At 39.0% G+C, this 23,664-nt stretch carries 13 protein-coding genes and 2 pseudogenes; 5 read left to right on the top strand and 10 right to left on the bottom strand.

What is annotated here, in order from left to right; genetic code table 11:
- Positions 1-237: 237 nt before the first annotated feature.
- From F6K22_RS04985 to F6K22_RS04970, 4 genes are all read right to left on the bottom strand, one after another.
- Positions 238-1,545, bottom strand: coding sequence for a methylglyoxal synthase (locus F6K22_RS04985; protein WP_293094046.1), 1,308 nt, complete (start codon positions 1,543-1,545; stop codon positions 238-240).
- Positions 1,546-1,849: 304 nt separating this feature from the next.
- Positions 1,850-2,425 carry a DUF3124 domain-containing protein gene (locus F6K22_RS04980; RefSeq protein WP_293094043.1) on the bottom strand — a complete coding sequence of 192 codons (576 nt, stop codon included), beginning with the start codon at positions 2,423-2,425 and terminating at the stop codon, positions 1,850-1,852.
- Positions 2,426-2,871: 446 nt separating this feature from the next.
- A complete protein-coding gene (locus F6K22_RS04975) occupies positions 2,872-3,144 on the bottom strand; it encodes a cation:proton antiporter domain-containing protein (protein WP_293094050.1) in 273 nt (90 codons plus the stop codon).
- Between the two features lie 171 nt (positions 3,145-3,315).
- Positions 3,316-3,903 carry a hypothetical protein gene (locus F6K22_RS04970; protein WP_293094041.1) on the bottom strand — a complete coding sequence of 196 codons (588 nt, stop codon included), beginning with the start codon at positions 3,901-3,903 and terminating at the stop codon, positions 3,316-3,318.
- Between the two features lie 483 nt (positions 3,904-4,386).
- Between F6K22_RS04970 and F6K22_RS04965 the strand changes: the two genes are divergently transcribed.
- The 3 genes from F6K22_RS04965 to ccmS all read left to right on the top strand — a co-directional run bounded on the left by F6K22_RS04965 (position 4,387) and on the right by ccmS (position 7,410).
- On the top strand, positions 4,387-6,171 hold the full coding sequence (locus tag F6K22_RS04965) for an ABC transporter ATP-binding protein (protein WP_375340136.1): 1,785 nt from the start codon (positions 4,387-4,389) through the stop codon (positions 6,169-6,171).
- Positions 6,172-6,220: 49 nt separating this feature from the next.
- Positions 6,221-6,493 carry a hypothetical protein gene (locus F6K22_RS04960; RefSeq protein ID WP_293094038.1) on the top strand — a complete coding sequence of 91 codons (273 nt, stop codon included), beginning with the start codon at positions 6,221-6,223 and terminating at the stop codon, positions 6,491-6,493.
- Positions 6,494-6,975: 482 nt separating this feature from the next.
- The gene (gene ccmS, locus F6K22_RS04955; protein WP_293094036.1) at positions 6,976-7,410 is read left to right on the top strand and encodes a beta-carboxysome assembly chaperone CcmS; all 435 of its coding nucleotides are present in this window, start codon (positions 6,976-6,978) and stop codon (positions 7,408-7,410) included.
- Between the two features lie 1,099 nt (positions 7,411-8,509).
- Here ccmS and F6K22_RS04950 read toward each other — a convergent pair.
- Together F6K22_RS04950 and F6K22_RS04945 are read right to left on the bottom strand one after the other, a co-directional pair.
- Positions 8,510-10,654 carry a peptidase domain-containing ABC transporter gene (locus F6K22_RS04950; RefSeq protein ID WP_293094033.1) on the bottom strand — a complete coding sequence of 715 codons (2,145 nt, stop codon included), beginning with the start codon at positions 10,652-10,654 and terminating at the stop codon, positions 8,510-8,512.
- 396 nt (positions 10,655-11,050) lie between these two features.
- Complete coding sequence (locus tag F6K22_RS04945; protein WP_293094031.1) at positions 11,051-14,278, bottom strand: type 2 lanthipeptide synthetase LanM family protein; 3,228 nt, start codon at positions 14,276-14,278, stop codon at positions 11,051-11,053.
- A 205-nt stretch (positions 14,279-14,483) separates the two neighbouring features.
- On the opposite strand from F6K22_RS04945, the gene F6K22_RS04940 reads away from it, so the two are divergent.
- Positions 14,484-16,208: an Ig-like domain-containing protein gene (locus F6K22_RS04940; RefSeq protein ID WP_293094029.1), complete on the top strand. Its 1,725-nt coding sequence runs from the start codon at positions 14,484-14,486 to the stop codon at positions 16,206-16,208.
- A 673-nt stretch (positions 16,209-16,881) separates the two neighbouring features.
- Here F6K22_RS04940 and F6K22_RS04935 read toward each other — a convergent pair.
- On the bottom strand, positions 16,882-17,103 hold the full coding sequence (locus F6K22_RS04935) for a mersacidin/lichenicidin family type 2 lantibiotic (protein WP_293094027.1): 222 nt from the start codon (positions 17,101-17,103) through the stop codon (positions 16,882-16,884).
- Between the two features lie 155 nt (positions 17,104-17,258).
- Here F6K22_RS04935 and F6K22_RS04930 point away from each other — a divergent pair, with 155 nt between their 5' ends.
- The gene (locus F6K22_RS04930) at positions 17,259-19,064 is read left to right on the top strand and encodes a beta-barrel domain-containing protein (RefSeq protein ID WP_293094025.1); all 1,806 of its coding nucleotides are present in this window, start codon (positions 17,259-17,261) and stop codon (positions 19,062-19,064) included.
- Between the two features lie 786 nt (positions 19,065-19,850).
- Here the strand turns inward: F6K22_RS04930 and F6K22_RS04925 are convergent.
- The 3 genes and pseudogenes from F6K22_RS04925 to F6K22_RS04915 form a co-directional block, all read right to left on the bottom strand.
- Positions 19,851-20,117, bottom strand: a pseudogene (locus tag F6K22_RS04925) (RNA-guided endonuclease InsQ/TnpB family protein); the annotation flags it as partial.
- Between the two features lie 70 nt (positions 20,118-20,187).
- Positions 20,188-20,382 (bottom strand): annotated as a pseudogene (locus tag F6K22_RS04920) (hypothetical protein); the annotation flags it as partial.
- A gap of 452 nt (positions 20,383-20,834) precedes the next feature.
- Positions 20,835-22,907, bottom strand: a complete 2,073-nt coding sequence (locus tag F6K22_RS04915) for a DNA polymerase III subunit gamma/tau (protein WP_293094022.1) — start codon at positions 22,905-22,907, stop codon at positions 20,835-20,837.
- Positions 22,908-23,664: the final 757 nt, after the last annotated feature.

The raw sequence follows: 23,664 nt of genomic DNA, 5'->3' as shown, positions 1-23,664 counted from the left end.
AATTAAACTAAGGTAATTACTTTTTTGTTAGTTTGAGCAAGTTTAACATTAATTATTCTTGTTTTTACTTCTCTTGTAGGGACGTTGCATGCAACGTCCCTACCCACTCCCCTACTCCCTTACTTCAATCAAATGTAGAAAAATTTTTGAGAAATGGTATAATTCTGGTTCCGTAGGAATATATACAGAAGAAAAACAACTGTACCTCATTAGCTTGGGAAACGCTATATTACCTCATTAATATAGAAAACCCCAGGCAGATTTTTCTTCAGTTTCATTAGTTGGTGGAGCAAGTACGGTTAAGCCACTCGGAATACACTCTACCTCAATAGGAGTAGTGCCAATAATTTCACCATCAAGCACAACTTTTTGCGGTGGATCTGTACTGACTTTTACCCGTTTTGTCCGCAAACCAATAGTATCTTCATGTTGAGCAGGAGTTTTAAATATTGCTGACCCGAACATTCTAACTCCAGCGTTAACTGCTTGCAGTCTACTATTGGAGGTAATTATCATTACTTCTAATAAACCATCATTCATAATTACTTCTCCCAAACCTTGAGCTAAAAATGATGTGGGTGGAGCTGCATTAGCAATAGTAATAGCTCCTGCTTGGAAAGTTTTCGTAACGCCGTCAATTTCAATTTCAATATCAAAAAGTTCCTGTTCGTTGAGCTGCTGCCAACCTGCCATCATATATGCAAGCACTCCCCAACGGTTTTTGGTTTCCCGGTCTGCTCTTTCTATGGTTTCTGCTTCATATCCCACCCCTGCTAATAAAATCATAGTGCGTTCGTTGCAATGGGCAACATCTATAACGCGAGTTTTGCCTGCCAAGATAACTTCGCAAGCACTTCTGATGGGGGTAATACTGGGAATGCCTAATGCCATACAAAAGGCGTTAGCTGTTCCCCTGGGAATTATACCCAGAGGGATATTTGTATTTACTAAAGCTCCAGCAACTGCAGAAACTGTACCATCTCCCCCAGAAGCAATAATTATATCTGCTTGTTTAGCGATCGCTAATTCTGTTAATTCTTCTGCTGTTTTTTCTGGGGTTGTTTGATGTATATATAAATGTAGATAAGGTTCGAGAAGTGATTTAATTAATGATAATTCTTGTTGAGCATTACCTTGACCAGATATGGGGTTAAATATTAGGTGAGCAACAGTGGTTTGAATAAAACTGTTAATAATAGTTTCTGCGGTGGCAATATTGATAGCAATGGGAATATTATGCACCTGACAAAGACGCAATAATAATTGGATATCTGGTTCATAAGATTGATAGAATAGATAGTCTACCAAACAAATAACAGCAACTACATTACCCGTAGTTACTTCTACAGCTATTTGAGCATCTCCTCCTAAAAGACCTGCTAATACAGAATTTATTTCTATACCTGTTTCTTGTAAAATATATTGGGCGGTGTTTTCTGTCGCTATTAATTGATACCTAGATAATACAATTTTATGTTTTTTGACAAATTCAACTAAGTTGTCTTTTTTGCTGTCATAAGCAAGTAAAGCAATAATGTTTGCCATGATTTTTGTCCCGGAATTGATATACTTTTTATTATAGAACTTACTTAGTATCGTTTTTTTGGCTTTGAATTTATTTATTAGGGTAGCGCCCCTACCTACCTGAATAATTTGAGGAAACCACAGCGGTCTTGGGTTGTTAACCCTTAAAAATTTTATTACGCTTATCTTAAATCTCCAAAGAGCTTTATCAGATAAACTAAGTACCTAGACAAAATTTATTTTACATTTACTCCTATTTAAAAAAGCTTTTGAGGTTAAATTTTATCTCCAATTAATTTGACTCAAATACGCTTTCTCCCTTCATTTAATTAGTTTTATTTTCAATCACCCTACCTGAACTAGAAAATGCCACAGCTTGGCTTCCTGAAACACCAACCATTACGGCTTCAATTATTGGTTCATTTACTTGTTTTTCTGCTACCCATTCTACTAAAAAGTTTGCTCCTGAGCCTCCAGTTGTGTCTTTTTGTTCTAAATAAAAATCTCGTGAAACTAAAGGATTTAATTTTAATTGATTTTGCAGATATTGTTTAAGTAATTTTCCCTCTGTATCATAATATTTTACCCCAGTAATAATTATAGGATTTTCTAGGTCAGTATTCCGAATACTTAGAGTTGCTGATAAATTATAAATTCGCTGCTGGTTGGCGTAATATACATGAGAATATATCGGAACATAAATAGTCTGTCCTGTAGTTATTTCTAGATTTTCAGTGAGGATAATTTCTGTTTTTTGGGCAGGTGGAGAATTAACAGCAACGGCAGTATTATTATCCTGAATTGGTTGACTTAGTGGTTGTTGAACGATTTTAGCATAAGTACAATAACAGAGTAATATTATGGCAATTATCAGAAAAATAGACTGCAATCTTTGTTTCATTTTTCTTGTCAATATTGGTGAAATAAATCAGTTTAAATTACCAAATAATTAATAATTATTAATTAAATAATTCAGCTTACTCTGCCTCCCCTTTCAAGGGGAAAAAGCGGTCGGCAAGCGAAGCATTCCGTAGGATGGGATGCCGAGGTCTCCGTTCCCTCCGGGACGCTACGCGAACGCTTGCCTCCAATCTCCCCTTGAGAGCGGTCGGCAAGCGGAGCATGACCTCAGGATGGGATGGGGAGGTCTCCGTTCCCTCCGGGACGCTACGCGTTTTGCTCCGCAACATGTAAAGTGAAGCTTTGCGAAGCGCAAACGCTTGCCTCCAATCTCCCAAGAGAGAAGAAATAATATTTCCTTATATTCGATCAAGAACGGTTTTAACCAGAGGTAATTATCCATTATCCATTATCCATTATCCATTAATGAATAATGTATTGGGCAATCTAATTTAATTCAGCTAAACCTAACCATCGAGCAGCAGGGGCTAAAGTCAGACCTTGAAGTAACACTGAAGTTAGGACAATAAAGAATACAACATTAAAAATATTATCTGCATCTGAAATACCAGCAGTTATTGGAAATGTTGCCAGAACAATTGGCACAGAACCCCGCAAACCTACCCACGAAATAAATAATTTTTCTCGTAAACGATAGCGACTAAAAGCGAAAGAAATAAATACACTAACAGGACGAGCAATAAAAAAGTGTTCAACAATTATTAATTAATAATTATTAATTACCTCTTCTTTTCAAGGTGAGGATTGACTAATCATGAAAATTTTTTCTTGTTTCTCCTTTAAAGATTATCCTTTAAAGATTATCCTTTAAACCTTAATTATTCGGTAAGTTTGAAAGAGTGTTTGCTCGAATCAAACATGACAATAATTTTAATTTAGCTTAAATGACTCTAGAAAAGTTACTACTGCTCCAGCTATTTGATTATTTTTTGCTGTTTCACTTGCACCGATAAGATGTAACCGTTGACCTACTAAATAGATTCGGAATGTAATAGTTTCAGCGTCATTTTTTAACACAAATTCTCTACCTGGAATATCTCCTAAATTATAGGAGCGATCGCTACTCAATTCAAAACCTGTTACATTAACAATTTTCTTTTGAAAGTTGGGCAATATATTTTGTTTATTGGCTAATTGTTGACTATTTAAAATATCAGAATAAGCCACTACAAATCTTGCTGATGCTGGATGACTGGCAAATACTTTAAATTTAATTTTTCCCTTCTCAGTTTCAATGATTTCTGTCTCTTCAGTCATAGTTCCAGCAGGCATCCAGATTGAGAAACCACCTTCTTTAAAAATAATATTTTGCCACTGTATTTCTCCTGATTCAATTGTTAATATAGACTGGGGATTTTGTTGTTCTAGCTGTTTTATTTCTTGCTCCATTTGGAGTCGTCCTTTGTCAAAAAAGTCGGGACGGTTATCGATAAAACCTTGAGCTTGTATAGTAAGCATACTCTGGCTAGAATTAGATAAATTAGAGTTCCAACTACTAAAGCTAGTATTGAAAATAGCTGTCGTTGTAGTTAGTAATAAGTTAAGAATTAAAAATTTTACCAAAGGCATAGGGAACTAGGGTAATAGTTTTATGATTTTTCTAGATTTGAGGATTTTTCACCATTGATCTAGACTGGCTATCTTGAGATATTCATTATAGTTACTAGCAAATATGTTAGGATATTTAGTAGGTAAGCATTTCCTACGGAATGCGGAGCTAACAGCAGTCAGTTATTAGCTATTGCTTTTGCTGCGGGATAAAAGCTTTATTAATTGAGCCAGAATTAAATATTACTAAAAAAGCCAGCTACCTTGACCTTAAAGTCTATATTCATTTAAACCCCGTCTAACAGGACGGGGTCTTATTACTGAGAGCTGACAGCTAATAGCTGAATGCTTACATTTAGAGTATTTTCGGAAAAATTTGATCGGGGGATTACATTGTCAGAAAAAATATTTAAACCAAAACATCCTTTTCTCCGTTTGCTTAACTATGGAAGTAGTTATAAAACTCAAATTTGGCAAGCAGTTATCTGTTCAATTTTAAATAAGATTTTTGACCTAGCACCTCCAGTTTTAATCGGTGCAGCAGTGGATGTTGTTGTCAAACAAGAAGATTCTCTAATTGCTCAATGGGGAATCAAAGATATTTTTGGGCAACTTTTGGCTTTGACATTTTTAAGTTTAATTGTTTGGGGATTAGAATCAATTTTTCAATATGCTTATGAGCGAATTTGGCGGAATTTAGCTCAGAATATTCAGCACGATCTACGCATTGAAACTTACAGTCATTTACAAGATTTAGAATTAGCCTATTTTGAAGAACGCAGTACAGGAAATTTAATGGCAATTTTAAATGATGATATTAATCAGCTAGAAAGATTCTTGGATGTAGGGGCAAATGAAATAATTCAAGTCACAGTAACAGTCATAATTATTGGTGGTGCTTTTTTTGTTTTAGCTCCTAGTGTTGCTTGGTGGGCAGTTTTACCAATGCCATTTATTATTTGCGGTTCAATTTGGTTTCAAAAATTTCTGGCTCCTCGTTATGCTGAAGTTCGAGAAACAGTTAGTTTATTAAGTGGGCAATTATCTAATAATCTCTCAGGAATTACTACAATAAAAAGCTTTACAGCAGAAAATTATGAAGTAGGAAGAATTACTAGAGAAAGTGAAGCTTATAAAATTAGTAATAGAAAAGCTATAACTTATTCTGCTGCTTTTGTACCTCTGATTAGAATTATAATTTTTATAGGTTTTGTGGCAACTTTATTATTAGGTGGATTAGAAGCAGTTGCTGGTAGGTTAGCCGTCGGTACTTATAGTGTCATGGTATTTTTAACTCAACGATTATTATGGCCTTTAACTCGTTTAGGACAAACTCTTGATTTATATCAAAGAAGTATGGCTTCCACGAATCGGGTGATGAATTTATTGGATACTCCGATTACTATTCATCCGGGAGATAAACCTTTATCTGTTGAGTCGGTTAAGGGAGAATTAGAGTTAGAAAATGTTACTTTTGCCTATCAGGAAAATTTTCCAGTCGTGCAAAATATTTCCCTGAAAATTCCAGCAGGAAAAACTATTGGAATTGTGGGTTCAACAGGTTCGGGAAAAAGTACCATAGTAAAATTATTACTGAGGTTTTATGAAGCTCAGTCAGGTAAAATAAATCTCGATGGAATTGATATAAATCAAATTAATTTACAAGATTTACGGCGAGCAATAGGTTTAGTAAGTCAGGATGTATTTTTATTTCATGGAACTGTGGGAGAAAATATTAGTTATGGTTCTTTTGATGCAACTTTGCCAGAGATTATTGCAGCAGCTAAAATTGCTGAAGCAGATGATTTTATTAATAAGTTACCTCAAGGCTACGATACTATTGTTGGGGAAAGAGGACAGAAATTATCAGGAGGTCAAAAACAACGAATTGCTATTGCTAGAGCAGTGTTAAAAAATCCTCCTATTCTGATACTTGATGAGGCAACTTCAGCAGTGGATAATGAAACTGAAGCAGCGATTCAAAAATCTTTAGAAAAAATCACTCAAAATCGGACAACTATTGCCATTGCTCACCGTCTTTCTACAATCAGAAATTCTAATTGTATTTATGTGATGGAATATGGAAAAATAGTAGAATTTGGTCTCCATGAAGAATTATTAGAAAGATCGGGAATTTATGCTAGTTTATGGCGGGTACAATCTGGTTTAAAGTACTGATGCTTATAAAGAGTTTCTTTTGTAGGGAGGACAATGGGCTAGAGGATTAATGCGTGACTCGTATTCTTTCTTTAATTCTCTTCTGAAGAATCAAGAACTAGCTGTCAAATTATTAGAAGAGAATCAGTTTCCTGAATCCTTGCCCCCAGATGCTTTTGTGTTTTACCTGCATTTTAGTTGTCTTTTTTTTATGTTTTTCAAAATATCTGAAAGTAACAATCCACCAATATACAGTTATGAAGAAGGGCAAACTATCCTAACTTTTAAAAAGGAATATCTAAGTTACAGTGATTTTTTACCTGATGAACTATTTGGTAACTAAATAGTTCTGGAAATGACTGATAATATAAGCAGTCCTTTTTGTCATGCGAATCTGGGTAAATTAACTATTTTAAATCAGGCAATGCTCGAAAATTTTGATGGTAAAGATTGAATTTTATCTCGGTTAAATTCAAAGTTTCTCTGGTTTTTTTAAAAGCTCAACTTTTGACATCAAAAGCAGCTTCTTAAATCAGTTTGTGAGAAATGCGGGTATACTATTTCACTAAATACCTATCAGAATAAGAAGCTTCTTTTCTTCACAAAGTATGTATAATCTTGATACTATCTCTCTTCTATGTTACCGAAAAATTCAGGTATAAATCCTCTCCTTTCGACCAAGAGAAGAAAAAAATCTTTTTAGCCAATCCTATCTGTTATAAGAAGAGGTAATAATTAATAATTAATTATTAATTATTGAAAGGGATTTTTGAGATGACCAAATATAATTGTCAGAATCAAAATTTTGAACTTCACATTTAGACTATGAATAGATTAAATACCAACCAACCTAATAAAGACAAAAATAATTGGCAACATCAGTTAGATAAATTTGTGAAATCTCATCACAAAGAATTAGCTGCTTTAGCATGGGGGCTAAATTTAGAAAAGGGAGAAACTGATGAAACAATTGGAATCGATCTAAAAGGAACACCAAAATTTGTATATTGTTCAAAAAAAGCTATAGAAACATTAAACCGCAATGTTGATGGTAAAATTCAGGAAATTATAGGTTTGATAGATGGTTATAAACCAGAATTAGAAGTATTAATGATTGCCATTGGTGATGGTCAAATTAAATTGGTTTACTTTCAACCAGAAATATCTCCACCTAATTGTTTTCAGCAATTAGGTCAGAATGTAGATGCTTTATTAAAAATATTAGAAACAGGAATGAGCGAGTCTATTACACCAACTTGAAAAAAGAATACTATACTTAGGTGACATTTCAATATTTCAAGCCTCTGACTTCAGCCAGAGATACTAATAACTGATAACTGAAATGACAGTTACTAAGCCCGTCACCATACCTATTAACAAAATTCAGCGTCAGATAAAATCCGGTTGAACAGTCGTCCGCAGCGACGAAGCGGAAGCAATCTCCGCGCATCCATGAGATTGCTTCCTTCCACTCCGTTCCACTCGCTGCGGACTTGGGTATATTAATTATCCGGATTTGATATCAGTCGGACCGAGTCAGGAGTCAGAATATGGAGGGAAGGTATAAGGGAAAAAGCTCCTGCGACCCCGCACCGTCTCACGGCGCACCTGGTAGCGCACCAAGCAGGTTGAAAAATACTCCCCACCCCCTATCTCTATTTTAAATAGATTAGGACTTACGCAGTAGAACGTATTTCCGTCATTGCGACCGACTCTTAAGCAATCTCAAACCCTACTTTTTCGTGCCTCGTGCGTAAGTCCTGTAGATCTCAAATGGGTTCTATAGAAAGATTACAGCACTTTTCAGATTGATAAACCACATCGTCATAACCAAAACCCTGTAGGGGCGATTCGCTTGCTCGCCCCTACTGTGGTCTACCGTGCAGGAAAACCGCTGTAAATAATACTTTATATCAAATCCGCTTGATTCGGTATAAAAAAATGTTCCATCTTTGCATAATGCCAAATCTTTCTTTAATCTCCCCACCCTCCCCACACTATGAATCTAATTACACCAATGCTACCGGATTTGATATTACGTGGCTAGAATTTCTCGCGATTGTCAGGAAAACTTTATCTTTATCTAAAAAAGCGCGAAAATCATTTGGGTGCTACGCGCGTATTTCATTCATCATTATAATCAAGCGTTGGCGGAGCAAGTGCGGCAGTTATATCGCTTCAGCATAATTTTATCACTACACAGGACTTACGCATAACCACCATATATAGTAGGGGCTAATGGCCGTCAACCCCTACAGATAGCGTATAATTTCATTTTTTGCGTAAGTCTTGACTACATATATCTGTCCTCTCTCCACACAATGTCCTAATTGTAACTATTCAACCGGACATAATATAATTATGGAATCAGAAAATCTAAATGCTCTCCAGACTTAGAGCGCAAATCTTCAGGAGTACCTTCCAACTTCAACTTACCGTTTTCCAGAAACACAATCCAATCCCCCCGACTAATCACTTTCGGGCGATGACTAATTAAAATCGTAGTTTTATCCCGCCGATGAGACAACAACCTGTCTAATACCTGCGCTTCGCTGACCGGATCTAAATTAGCAGTAGACTCATCCAAAATCAAAATCGGGGGGTCGCTAACAATCCCTCTAGCAATAGCCAATCTTTGCTGCTGACCGCCAGAAAGATTAGCACCAAACTCTCCCAATATTGTTTGATACTTATTAGGCAACCTGGTAATAAACTCGTCTGCTTTAGCAACCTGACAAGCTTTAACAATTGCCTCAAATGTTGCCTCCGGATAAGCAAGACGGAAATTAGCTATAATCGTGCGACTCCAAAAATGAGCATTTTGGGGAACTAATACTACTTGTTGTCGCCAACAACTGAGGTCAATATCCTCTAGATTATAAACACCTATGCGAATATTACCCCCATCCACCCGATACAATCCGGCAATTAGTTTTGCGAGAGTGCTTTTACCACAACCAGATTCACCTATTAAGGCAATAACTTTTCCACCAGGAAGCGTCAGAGAAAAATTTTTGAGTAACTCAACTCTACCTGGGTGGTGAAAATTGAGATTCGTACAAACAATATCTGCATTATCCGCAATTTTCGCAACCGGTAATTGATGCTCGTTCTGACTTTCTGGTGTAGATTCGATAACTTCCACAAGTCGCCTGGTTGCTAGTTGAGCGCGAGTGAAAGGACTGATAAAGCTCAATAAAGTAATAATTAAACTCAAGAAATTTGCGCTCATACCGTTGAATGCTAGCAGTTGCCCGATAGTTAATTCTTGAACGATGACGAGAGTGCTGCCAAACCACAGCAAGAGTATCCCCCCATTCCGGGAAAAGAAATTTGCGAACGTATTGCTAACAATCGTTGTCTGAGTAGCGCGGTAGCTAACACGAGCTTGTTGACCATAGCGACCTTGGAATTCCTCCCAGAAGTAGGGGGCAGAATTAGTGCTTTTCAGCACCAAAGCTCCTTTGAATGTTTCTACTAAGACCCCTTGATTTTCTGCTGCTAAGACTAAGAAATTCCGAATTTTTTGACGGATGGTTGGTAATAATCCTAGGACTGTTATCGTCATTAGGGCAGCGATCGCCACAGGAACTACAGTCAGTTCCAAACTGTAGAATACCATGAATCCTAGGGAAATAACTCCCACAAAAAATTGGCTTGGTAAAGTAATTCCAACTAGAGAAATGAGTTGGTTGATTTCTTGGATATCCCTCAATCGACTAGCAATTTCCCCACTACGACGCACTTCGTAATATGATAGGGGAAGTTGGAGCATGACTCGGCAAAATTCTAGGATGATATCTAGCTCTAACCTTTGGGCAAAGTGAGCAATGAGCATTGATTGAATAAATCTGAGACTGACGGCAATGGTATTCATTACCAAGACAGCGATCGCTACTCCCGTCAGCATATCCCTATCCCCACGAATTAGTACATCATCTGTGAGGATTTGTATTAAAAATGGAGAAGCTAAAGAAAGCAGACCGATAAACAGGTTTAACAGTAAAGCTTCAGCAATAGTAGCGCGATAGCTCCAGATGCGCCCTAGTAAATGCCACAAACCTGTAACTTTATCCCTATCGTCTGGGTTTTGGTAAAAATCTGGGCGCGGTTCCACTAACAGCATTGCCCAATTAGTCCAGCTTGAAATCAGCTCATCTCTTGTTAAAAATCGAATTCCCACAGAGGGGTCTGCAACAACGTATTTTTTACCTCGTCTTCCATACAAAACAACCCAGTGATTACCCTTCCAGTAAATAATTCCTGGTAAAGGGATGCTATTTTTATCGACTAATTCCAGGGTTACTTGCACTCCCCTAGCGTTAAAACCAAGCACTTTTGCTCCTTGCTTGAGATTAAGTAATGTAGTTCCCAGTTGTCCGGTTCCCGTAGCTTCGCGAGTGCGAGCGAGCGTAAAAATTCGCCCGTAATATTTGGCAATGGTTGCTAGACAAGCAGCTCCGCAGTCTTCGACATTATGCTGTAAAACTACTGGGTATTTCATATTTGATCATATATAATGTTGTTCGGTTAATATCATGTGACCAAAAACTATCAGTCTGTATTAGCTTTCCTTAAGGCAACCCAACTTACAAAGTGCAAGTTTTTGATTACAGCGCTTTTCCTGCACGGTAGACCACAGTAGGGACGTTCCATGGAACGTCCCTACAATGTTTTGCTTGTGAGATGTGGTTCGTCAATTTAAAAAGCGCTGTAAGAGATAATAGGGAACAGAGAAGAAACTGATAACTATTAATATCATGTCCGGATAATTAGTGATAAAAAAACTTTCTCCTCCTTATAGCTTTAGATTCCCCCCTCTTCCCTCCTGACTCCTGTAGGGGCGATTCGCTTGCTCGCCCCTACAACTACTGACTCCTCCATTTTTATTTATCACTATTCAACCGGACATGATATAACTGTTAATAGGAGGTGCTAGAACTAATACTGAAGGAATGCGCTGCGGTTCGGCGAGTCGCAATAGTCCGTAACCAATACCTGCTATTCCAGTCATCAGACCAGGGGTTTCAACTCCTAATGGTACTCCACAGAGCCAGCCATATTTATCGATACTCTCAAGAATCATAGCAGTAATCCGATCTATTTCAGCATCCCACTGATCAACATTCAGGATGTCCTGAGCTTGCAGCAAAAATTCAAGATTCCCCAAGTCACCGTGACAGAGACAATGATTTAAACCAAATCCTCTGTTGAGGACAATTTTAATCGCCTCCTTAACTTCTGCCAGCATTTGCCCACACTCTCCATTTTGCAGAAAACGCAAATTTCCTAATCCCACTCCAGGAACACCATTACACCAGGTAACAAGATCGTTTTCTTGTTTTTGAGTTTTTAATGCCAAAGAATTAGCAACAGCTACAGCAACTTGCCGAAACCGCTCTTCGTTAGTAATATTCCCTAACTCCAATAACGCCCAAGCTATTCCAGGAGTTCCATGAGAGAAACCCTTTCGAGTTATTTCTTCTGGAAACAACCAACAGTTATTTTCCTGGGATTGAAGCTCTGTCAGTAGACGATCGCCACATTCAATAGCAGCAGCGATTACTGTATCAGAGGGAAAGCAAGCATAGAGAGCGAGCAAACTTGCCAGACCTCCGGCAGCACCACCAATAATATCCAGTTCCTTGTCTTGGGAAATCTTCCCTTTGATGAAACCAACTAAACCCACTGCTTCTTCTAATAACTCCGGTTGCTGCCACAATACTCCCAGATGAGTAAAAGTATAAATGATTCCGCCCCACCCAGTAAACCCCCCAATTAATTTAATTAAGGATTCATTTTGCTGTAGTTGATTTTGCAATGTTCTTAAACCTGCTCTGGCAAGAGTAGTATAGCGTTTTTCGGCTGTAACTGCTCCCAGATAAGCTAGAAACAAAATCACCCCAGATAGACCATCATAGAGATTCCAGCTTAAAGGTTGCACGCTCCAATCCTTTCCTCCCAACAGAGTTATCCCTATCCAAGTAGCATCCGACTCACTACCTAGGGCTAATAATTCTAAGCGATCGCCAATTGCCTTAGCAATTTCCAGACAGCGTGAGTGTTGTTCCTGCCGTTCTGGGATTATCTGTGGTGTAAAACTAGAGTAGCTTTTCCATCCAGCAGATTCAGTTGCCAGTGCTAGGGTAGAGAGAGAAGCACGAATGAACCAGATTTGTCGCTCTAAATCTCTTTTGTCTAACTGCTGTAGCCGTTTTTCCACTAATTCGATACCAGATTCCTCGAAAAAATCTCGGTACGAGCGGTTATCGCTGGCAACTAAATTCCTAGAGTTAACACGAGTAGTAAACATGGGGATATCGCCCTGCCACATATCTCTCTGTTCAGCAGGAATGACTTTAGCTAGTTCTGGACGATACTGAACATCTACCCAGAGACGGTCGAATAAACGATCGCGTTCTAGAGCATTACGCAACACATCGGGATGGAAACTCTCTCCTAGTAATAAAGCATAAATCTGACTTGGACGCAAAACCGCTCGCACTTCATCTTCGGCGAAACGGGTTAAAATTCCTGCATCCGATAGCAATTCATCTCTATATTTTACTAAACATTCATAAACAGAAGTAAATCCGGTGATTATTGCTTCTGAATACTCTAAAACATTTACCTCAGCATCATTCAAGTATGGTCTATTCTGAGAAGTTTCGAGAGCCGTTTGCTCCCGCACTACTCGCATCTCATCTGTTGCCACTCCCCCCCAAGATCGGATTTGGTTTGGCATCATCTGACCTGGAGTCGCACCGATACCACTCATGTCCACACCTGCCGAATCAGCCTTTGCCCAATATCTTTGGGGTAATAATCCCACTCGCAACACCGAGTAAGTCATCTCTTCTCTAGCGAGAATGACTGACGCTTCTGCATCTTTCACTCTATAACGGGGATGAAAAAGAGATTCGAGGTCGATGGGAATGGGTTGTTCTCCGGCAGCGATAATATTCTCTGAGTGAAAATCTGTCGCTTCGAGAGCGTAGAGCAAAGCCAGATATCCTCCTATTCTTTGATAAAAACGCCACACTTGTTTTTGGGAGTGACAGCTTTGAAAATTCACAAATTCTACCCATCCATAAGTTCCGCGATCGATAATTTTTAGGGTCTGAAATGGGGGATGGTCTCCCCTCTCGTTGAGCCAGAGTAGCAGTTGTTGAAAATGCACGTCTACTGCTAGGGATTTAGGTTTATAAAGTATCTGAAACCCAGAGCTAAATTTGACTATAATTACCGATCGCCCTCCCCGATGGGTGTCTCCAGCATTGACTTTTAATTCAGATAGCACCCCTGGAGACTTTTCGCTGCTAAATTCGCTACAAATTGCTTCCCAGTCAGCACACAGATGTTCCAGAAATTCTAGACTAAAGGATACCCAGCGATCGATAGTAACAATTAATTGTCTGGCTAAAACAGGATACTCTGCCAAGATAGCTACCATAAAATCTTTTTGGTAAATCCTGTCTAAAAAGCTTAAGAATCTTTCTCTGGGGGTATCTCCCGATAGCAGACCTTGGAGACGAGCTACGTTTAATTCTAGCACCATTGTCTGGCTCAACATCTGGAGTAACTTTTCTGGGAGATGCTTAAATAGAATGGCTTTAGCTGTATTGGGGTCAAAAGGGAGTGGCTTATTTTCCTGGTATTTGTTGAGTAAGGTTTCGATACCTGTTTCTAAGCTGGAAATTCCTTCACTGACCAATGGTTCGATCGCATACAAAAAACCATTCGACTCTTGACCAGATGGTAAATCACTAGGGGGAATGACTTTGATTTTAGGCGGTTGACTCCGAGAAAAGCCTTTCACCAGTTTTCTCCACCAATGAGCATAAGTGGCTGATTCCCTAAGAGACATAAAACGCTCCTTTATCGCCTCCTCTCCCTCTCCCAATAGGTAGCGAAACTCCTGGAGAGTAATGCCATCTGTTGCTAGCCGTTGTTCGTAATAGCTGTCAGAAATAAAAGGAGTCTGGGAACGCCATTTTTTAATTCTACGCTCTGCTAGTTGTGCATCAAAATTTTCTAGATTTAAGTTTTGGCCTTTCATCAAGCCAATCCGTTCGGTCAAGGTGAGAGCGTGATACCAAGAAGTTTCACTCAAGCATTTTTGATTCATAGCCACCAATGATTAAATTTTTCTGAGGTAGTGTTAATTTTTTCAATCTTAATATAGAATGATAATCATTCTCAAAAATATAGCAAATATCCGCTACTGAGAAAGTCCCTAAACTAAGTTCCAGAGGAACTTTTCACGGACGTTCTCAGATGTGGCCGCGCTATGTAGCAAAAGTGAAAAAACACAACTGAAGGAGTGAATTTTAATGGCCCTTGCCTATCAAAGTTTTGAAGTGTCAAATGCCTCTGAACCACAGGTAAATGCAATTAACAATGCAGGGCAAATCGCAGGACACTCGAATGACCGCGGCTTTTTGTTAGAGCCAGACGGGGGAGTAGAATTTTTTGCTCCTCCTAATGCTGGTTCTACTTTGACGTGGGGTTTGGGCGATGATGGTCAGGCAGTAGGCTCGTTTTTTACAACTCCAGACTTTGAACCAGACGGGATAGCCCAAGGCTATATATATAATGGCACTGATTTTACCATCGTCAATCCTTTTCCCCAATTTCCCGAACGTAGCGTAGAACTTACCGGAATCAACAATAACGGGCAAATTTCAGGATATTACTTACTTCCCGACTTTGCTGGGGGAACTTCCTTTCTACTAGAGGGAGAGAATTTTAACGTTACAAACTTAGATATTGAAGGTTCAGACCGAACTCTCGCGTGGGATATTAATAATGCCGGAAAAGTAGTAGGACAATTTCGGATTCCCGATGTTAGCAACTCTGCATTTATTTGGGAAAATGGCAATATTATCGAAGAAATTGAGTTTCCCGGAGCCAGGTTTACTTCCGCCAACGGTATCGATAACAATGACAGAATTATTGGTTTGTTAATTTCGGACGAAACCGAAGAATTTGTTAATAGCTTCCTCTGGGAAAATGGCGAGTTTGAAGAGATTAATTTTCCTGGGGCGACGAATACCTTTGCAAAGGATATAAATGATGATGGGGTGATTATTGGCGATTACAACGACCAAGAAGGTAATACTCTCGGGTTCCGTGCGGTAGAAACTGGAGCCGAAATTGAAATTTTAGATGGGGAGACGAATATTATTGATGTCAATGTCAGATTAGATTTCGATAGTACGAGAGTGGGGACTCCTACAAGCAAAACTTTGACTATAGCTAATACTGGCGATCGCCCTCTGATTCTGACGGACTTAAATTTGCCCGATGGTTTTAGCCCAGTTGAGCCACTGCCAAATAACTTCAATCTCGCACCAGAAAACACAGTCGAATTAGCAGTGCAACTAGATGCAGAAACAGGTGGTGGTTTCAATGGCACTTTAGAATTAATTGCCTCTGACAGTGAAGATAACCTGTTTAACTTTACATCGAATATTTATGGAGCAGTCAATGGTGGTCGGAGAAATGACACCCTGGTGGGGAGTGCAGTTGCAGATGCTCTAGTTGCACGTCGTGGCAGTGACCGGATTTTTGGTAAGGGAGGAGACGATAATCTTCAAGGTCGCCCTGGTAACGACCATTTGTTTGGTGGAGGTGGGGACGACATCCTAGTTGGTGGTACCGGTCGCGATCGCTTAAATGGTGGCCAGGGAAACGACACCCTCACAGGTGGAGCAAGTATAGACCGCTTCATCTTTGCTACAAATCAGGAATTTGCCTCAGAGGATATTGGTGTAGATACCATAACTGATTTCGACCTAGTGCGAGATTTGATTCTTCTTGACAGGAGAACTTTTAATGCTATTGAGAGTGAAGCCAGTATTGATGATGTGTTTGCCACCGTAACAACCGATGCTGCTGCGGAAATTGTTGAGGCAGCGATCGTCTATAACTCCAACAACGGTAATTTGTTCTATAACGCTAATGGTGTCGAGTCTGGTTTTGGCAGTGGCGGTCAATTTGCTATTCTCGAAAACCAGCCTGAACTGAGTGGGGAGAATTTATTTATTAGAGGTTGAAGAAGGAAGAAATTGAAGGGGTCATTTCAGTTATCAGTGAACCTCCGACTAAAGTCGGAGCCTTGGAATACTGAGTTGAATATTTTTTTCATCCCCTTAAAAGGGGAGGCGCATGCTCCCATTTTTTGGTGACAAGTTGGTGAAAACCCGCTAGCTTTTCACCCGATTTACTCCCACTATTAGGACTTCTAGACTAAAATTGTGGGTAAAACCTAACCCCCCAACCCCCTTCCCTACAAGGGAAGGGGGAGAAGACTTCCCCCCTCTCCTGCAAGCAGAGGGGTCGGGGGAGAGGTCTTCATTGACTCGTTCTTTACCCTCATTTTCAAGCTAGACGTCCTAGTAGGGGGAGTTATATCATATATCACTAAATAACTGTAATAAACAATCTTTACAACTGATAACTAATAACTGAAATGACCCAACCTGGTAGGGACGTGGCATAACAAAAATGCGTTTTCCATTCCGGAATACTCCGCAAATATGTTGGCTCTTAGCCGTTTAGCTAGCGCACAACTTTCCTATCGGAATGCTTACGCAAATGTTTTTCATGTTCCGCAGGAAAACGCTACGCGACATGAAAAGCGGAAGCTCTGGGCTAGCAAAAACGTCCCTATATTGGCGTTAATTAATCTTACTTGATATTAGCGTAAAATTAGAAAACCTAGGCTAGTTACATCTCTATACTTGCAATCTCCTGCGGACAGCAATGTGTGCACTTAGTTGGGGTGTGAGGGTGCTCCAGAGCCTCTCCTCCGGCCATTGATGACATATCCTCATCATCAAGTTCGATAACCCCTGCGGGGTTTTCGGGTAGTTGTGCTTTTTCAGCCTCGCTCAGGCTATTGCGATACTCTTCATCTTTCCAGGCCCGAATGATATCTATGTTAGACATTGATTTATTCCTCTATTAAATTAGCACAGAAAAATAATATCATAAAAATGTGAGAATGATAATCATTATCACAAAATTTCTATAAAGTTTTTTTAAAGAGGTTTTTGGGTAAGCAGGCCACTATAAATGAACAAATTAAAATCAAGGACTAAATTATGTTTAACGACACCAGAAAAGCGACTTTGCCAACTGTCAGCAGTCAGGAATTTCTACCTGCTGTAAGTATGTGGACAACTTGTGGCGGACTATTTATAATGGGTGGATGTACTGCTGCCTTGATAATAGCGGCCGTCACCAAATACAACGTTACGGTGAAAGCTCCCGCAATAGTTCGGCCCACAGGAGAATTACGCATAGTTCAAGCTGCTACAGGCGGAAGGGTAGCTGATATAGCAGTAAGTGAAAATCAAACTGTTACAAAAGGAGAAGCGATCGCTACCCTCAGCGATAATGGTCTTGAGACGGAAAAACTACAATTGCAAGGAAAAATTCAACAACTACAGTTGCAACTCATACAACTAAAAGCCCAGATTAGGAGTTTAGATGAGGAAATATTAGCAGAAAGCGATCGCTCTAAAGGAACTATTGCTTTAACAGAAGCGGAACTCAGACAAGCCAAACGAGACTATCAAGACCAGCAATTAAACAGTGTAGCAGAAGTTGAAGTTGCCCAAGCAAATCTGAGATTAGCCGAGGAAGATTTAGAAAAAGCGCGTGCCGAGTATAATTCAATAGAGTCAGAGTTAAAATCTATCCAAGCTTCTTTAAATGCAGCCAAGTTTAATCGAGATGCCTATAAAAAAGATTTAGCATCATGTAGTCAACAGGCAATATGTAATATCTCTACCACCGTCGAAGAAACAGCCAACTTAAAATTAGCCCAGGAAGAATTACAAAAAGCAAAGGCAGACTTAACATCAGCTACAGCTACCTTAAAATCTATTGAAGCTGCTTTTAATCTGGCAGTTAACAAATTGAATCGCTATCAGCCCTTAATCGCATCTGGAGCAATTTCTCAAGATAGATTAGATGAGGTAAAATTAACAGTGGAGCAGGAACAACAAGCTATCGAAGCTCAAAAAGGAGTGATTTTGGCACAGACAAAAACAATCAAGCGACAACAACGAGCAGTAGAAGTTGCCCGCGCTCAACTACAACAAGCATTAAATAAAACTCAATTAGAAGTAGAGCAACAACAACAAGCTCTCAACTCCCAAACATCCCTACTAGAAGCGCAAGCAGAAACAATAGAAAGGCAGCAACGGGCAGTAGAAGTTGCCCGCGCTGGAGTGCAACTAGCTCAAACAGCTCTTAATCCTAGTGATGCTGAAGTAGCAGTTGCGAGGGAGAGAGTTACCCAAGAAAGCGCTACCAGTAAAGCTAGGTTAGCCAGATTAAATAGAGAGCAAGAAGCTTTGATGCAGCAGCAAGTAGAAATACAGAATCAAATCAAGTACAACCAAAAAGAGGTTGAAGAAGTTGAGAGAAAACAGGAGGATTTAGTGATTTCGGCATCTGAGTCTGGTGTCATCCTCCAGTTAGGTTTACGGAATATTGGTCAGGTTGTGGCTACAGGAGAATCTATTGCTGAAATTGCTCCCTCTGATACTGCTGTGGTTGTGAAAGCCAGGGTGAAACCGGGGGATATTAGTCTGGTAGAAGTTGGTCAAAACGTCGATATGCGAATAACAGCTTGTGCTTATACAGATTACGGCATCCTCAGAGGTAAAGTAGTGGGAGTTTCACCAGATGTGATTGTCTCAGGTAGTGGTGGTATTGATTCTTTTTACGAAGTAACTATTGAGCCTGAGAGTTATGTTCTTAGGATTTCTAGGAGTTTTTTTCCACAAAGCGAAAGCCAATGTACTATACTCCCTGGTATGGAGGGTAGAGCAGATATTATTTCCAAACAAGAAACTGTTTTGCAATTTATCTTTCGCAAAGCGAGAGCATTGACTTAACTGGACTTTTGAAAAAAATAAAGTAAAATAGTCTAGGGCGATCGGTAGTAATATCAAATCCGGGGGAATTGGACATAAAAAAATTCTCCAATCGTCATAACTACTCAATCTTTGTAATTCTCTCCCCTCCTGACTCGGTCCGACTGACTTCCCCTCCTGGCTCCCTTCCTGGGAGGGGCGGGGGTGGGTTGGGTTATATAGAATCCGGTTATATGATATATGTTTATAATTCTATCCAAACTCCCCAAACTCCCCACACTCCCCACACTCCCCACACTCCCCACACTCCCCACACTCCCCACACTTCCCACACTCCCCACCCCCAACTATATAATAAGTATTCAACCGGATTTCATATTAGGGGTGGGTTGACTCAATTACGACTTAATCAATCTATAACTGTTTAACCGGATTTGATATAATGGAACGGTGCGACTCGTTGGCTTCAAATAAAAATAACCGCCAGAGCTAGCCAATTCGGATCATAAAGTGGTGCTAAAATGGAGATGATAATGAGTAATCTTCTCCACTCCTAGTTGCAGTTAATTCTGACTCATCCGACAATCGATGTTGCGATAAAACTACGTTTCGCTTGCGCGATACTGCGCTCCGCAACGCTCCGCGAACGCACTCGGAGTTACAGACAATCAACCGGTTCTACTAAACTTACCCAAACTTACCCATACCAGAATTGCATGAGCTTTAGAGCTAGCTTCCTGTTTGACTGAAGACCACTGACCGCAGTCTGTAACTTATCTTCTCCGCAGGCTTAAAATCGCTTGGAACTCAAGCTAAGTCGCGCACATAGTTTTCCAAATTCACAGCAGCGTTAAAGTCTCTGTCAGCAGTAAAACCGCAGTTGCTGCATTCATAAGTTCTCTTATGTAATGGCATTTTCTGTTTCTGTCCACAATGAGAACACAATTGAGAACTTGGATAAAATCTATCAGCTATTACTAACTTTGAACCATACCAATCACACTTGTACGATAGCTGACGCTTAAACTCATAAAAACCACAGTCTGCTATGGCACTTGCCAGCTTGTGGTCTCTTGGTGCGCGTTCCGCAAGCGAGCTGTCGTCGTCGCGGGGTCGCACCGCTTTTTGAGCATACCACTCACATTCAAATCTTCACCCACCCCTCTTGCTCCCCTCCGGTGGAGGGGATGGGGGTGGGTTGGTTTTTAGCTAATTGTTTGTTTTTGTGGCTGCTAGAACTATATAATCTAGCTGAAAATACTGTAATTATTTCCAACACATCATTAGCTAAATTTTATTCAAAAGTTGAGTCTTCTGAGGGATTAATTATGAATAACTCACTCCCAACAAATCGACTGCCTCTTGTCTATTTAATAAATTACTCATACTCCTATAATATCGCTATATTATGTGTAAGTTTAAATAAGTATAGTTAACTTTTTCTGAACTGTCAAGTCCCCCTGACTTCTGACAATTATCCATTTAATAATCAAAAAACAAGACCGACCCCCACGAATTTAACCATCATATCAAATAGACATAGGCGTGAAAAAGATATAGACTTTTTGCATCTAGTAGGGAACACTTAACACTTAACTGGGAACAGGTAATATATTTTTAGGAAAAAGGTACGAAAAAGAATTTTGTGAGGAATTTTTACAACTATATATCATGCTAAATAAAGGGCAATTTTATTTTCTGGAGATGTCTAATAAACTCGCCCGAAAATCTAACGCACAAAATTAGCTGTGTCATTCCACTACAAGTTTGCCACTAAAAGCTGATAGCTAGTTAAAACTCAACATCATCGTCAAACTCAATCTCTTCATTTTCTTCTGGTTCATCTATACCAAAATTACTATTTTCAGACTCCAAAATCTGAGCATCAATAGATAAATTAGCAGGCTCAGAAATAACAGGTAAATCAATTTTATCTGCCAATTTAATTGATTCTATATCTACTATTTTTCCCTGAAAAAAATCAACTATCCGACGAGTAGCGATCGCCACAGTTTGTCTTTCTATTTCAGGAATTTTTGCCTGTTCCACCACATCATTTAACTGTGATTTAGACAGAGAAACCTCTGGAATAATTTTGTTTTCTTTATTGGAGTTTATCTGAGTGTTTCTTGGATAAATGTCTGGTTCATCTTCTGCAACTTCATCATTATAATTAGAGGTTTCTTGGTTTTGCTCGTTGTTTCTGTTCAGATTTTCTCTCTGACTATGATTCGGATAAATATTCTCACTAAAACGATTCTTTTTTTGTTGATAATTTATTACCTCCACTTTAACTTTTACCGAATTATTAAAAACCTTTTTAAACGCAGCTTCAATATTAGGAATTTTAGAAACAACCATTTTCTCTAAGTTATGAGAACTAATACCAATACGCGCCAGTTGATGGTTATATTCTAATAATGTCACTTGTTGACCTAATAAAGCTTTCGTACTATTCGGTTTAACTTCCGCCAGAACTTTTTGCCAAATATTATTTAATTCTGACTCACTCTCAACATTACCAGTTTCTAATGAATCTGAGGTATTTTTTTTCACTTCATAATTAGTTGAAGCAGTCACATTTTCCTCACTTTTAGGAACAGGAGGAATTTCTTTTGCCTCCGATATTTTTTGTTCCGGTGATTGAGAAATAGGTGATTGTGATTTGACTTGGGGTGAAGTTTTTGGTGTGGTTTTAATCGGAATATTTTGACTTTTTTCTCTAGTTATTTGTTGTTGAGGTAAATGTTCAACAGTTAATCTTGAAATTGCCAATGCAGAAGGCAATAATCCTAATAAAGTTACCTCCAACCATAAACGAGGTTGAGTAGTATTTTTAATTTGTACTTCCGATGTTTGTAAATGCTTTTGACCGGCTAAAATAGTGCTAATTTCCCACTTGTGAGAAAATTGACAAAGTTGTTCCCAAGTAGGTTTTGTCAACGCCACTAAATTTTCACTTGTCGGTGCAGTTTTTGCTATTAATAAATCTCGGTAAAATGCTGCCAAATTTTGCAATACAATAATTGGTTCCCGACCCCGATCCATAATTTGACGAGTACATTCCAATACCTGAGTCGAATTATCAGAAGCGATCGCTTCTAGCAGTACCATTAAATCTCGTTCCGGTACCGCTCCCACCAGATCCCAAACTCGTTCAACTGTAATTTCACCCGCCAACAAACTCAACTGATCTAGCAAACTTTCTGCATCTCGTAACCCACCTTGAGCAATTTGAGCTACCATCTGTATTGCTTCAGTTGTAATATCAATTTTTTCGGTCGTAGCAATATGATGTAAGTGCTTCACCATTGCCTCCAAAGGAATTCTGCGAAAATCAAAACGTTGGCAACGGGAGATAATAGTTGCTAAGACCCTTTGGGGGTCTGTGGTTGCCAGGATAAATACCACTCGGTCTGGTGGTTCCTCCAAAGTTTTCAGCAGAGCATTAAAAGCAGACACAGACAGCATATGGACTTCATCTATCACATATACTTTATAGCGACACTGTACGGGTGCAAATTGGGATCTTTCAATTAATTCCCTAATGTTGTCCACACCAGTGTTGCTGGCAGCATCAATTTCTATCACGTCCAGAGTTGACCCTTTTGTAATTCCTATACAAACATCACAACTGCCACAGGGACTAGGTGTCGGGTGGTCATAGGAAAGACAATTCAGAGATTTAGCAAAAATCCGAGCGCTAGAGGTTTTGCCTGTTCCTCTGGGTCCTGTGAATAGATATGCTGGGGCAATTCGTTGAGTATGGATGGCATTAGTGAGAGTTTGGGCGATCGCGTCTTGACCCACTAAGTCTGCGAAAGTCTGAGGACGATATTTATGATGGAGAGGTTCGTAGGCCACAATTAGGAATAGGAATTATTTCGGATATTTAGTTAGACTCAAGTGATAATTAATACAACTTTAATCGATTTTATTCAATATAAATACTTATATATTTCAAGAAATATTTGAAAATTTGTATATTTTATTGAACTTATGTTAAGCAGTATATATATAAAATTATAAGATAGTAGCTCAAAGATTGAAAATATCTTAGGTAATTTTGTACGATCAAATCAAATTAATGCAGGTCTAGTTTACATGATAGTTATTAAATTATCAACTAATTTTGAGCTAAGTAGTATTAGTAGTCTTTGTTTTTTGATTAACTTGGTTAAAACTTCTGACAATTTTTAGGGTATTAATTTTGACGATACTGTAGGACTCATTCGGGATTAGACAATCAACTTATACCTTACAGGCCATCAAGTCAACTTATCTAAGAGTGTATATTGTACCTATAGCTGTGGTTATTTTCAACAACCTATAATTTTTAGGCCAATCAATAGCCTCAACTACCTAAAAGTATAAATATCAGGAATTTATTCTGAAAATATTAACTCCTAGATTTTTACCTTAAATCCCTGTAAATTCATTCTTAAATTCTCTGTAGAGCCTATGTTAACACCAATTATTTTTGTGGAACCAAAGTTATCCCAAGCCTCCCCAGCACCAGAACCAAATTTGCCAAAAGGAGAATATATTTGGATGGGTGCATCAGGATTACTGTTAGTATTGCTGATTATTTTGGGTATATTTCACCAAGCAAAAATGAAGA

The sequence above is a fragment of the Okeania sp. SIO2F4 genome (assembly GCF_010672385.1).
Lineage (GTDB): Bacteria > Cyanobacteriota > Cyanobacteriia > Cyanobacteriales > Microcoleaceae > Trichodesmium.
The sequence above is the reverse complement of the archived record's forward strand: the minus strand, read 5'-3'. Positions and strand labels throughout refer to the sequence as shown.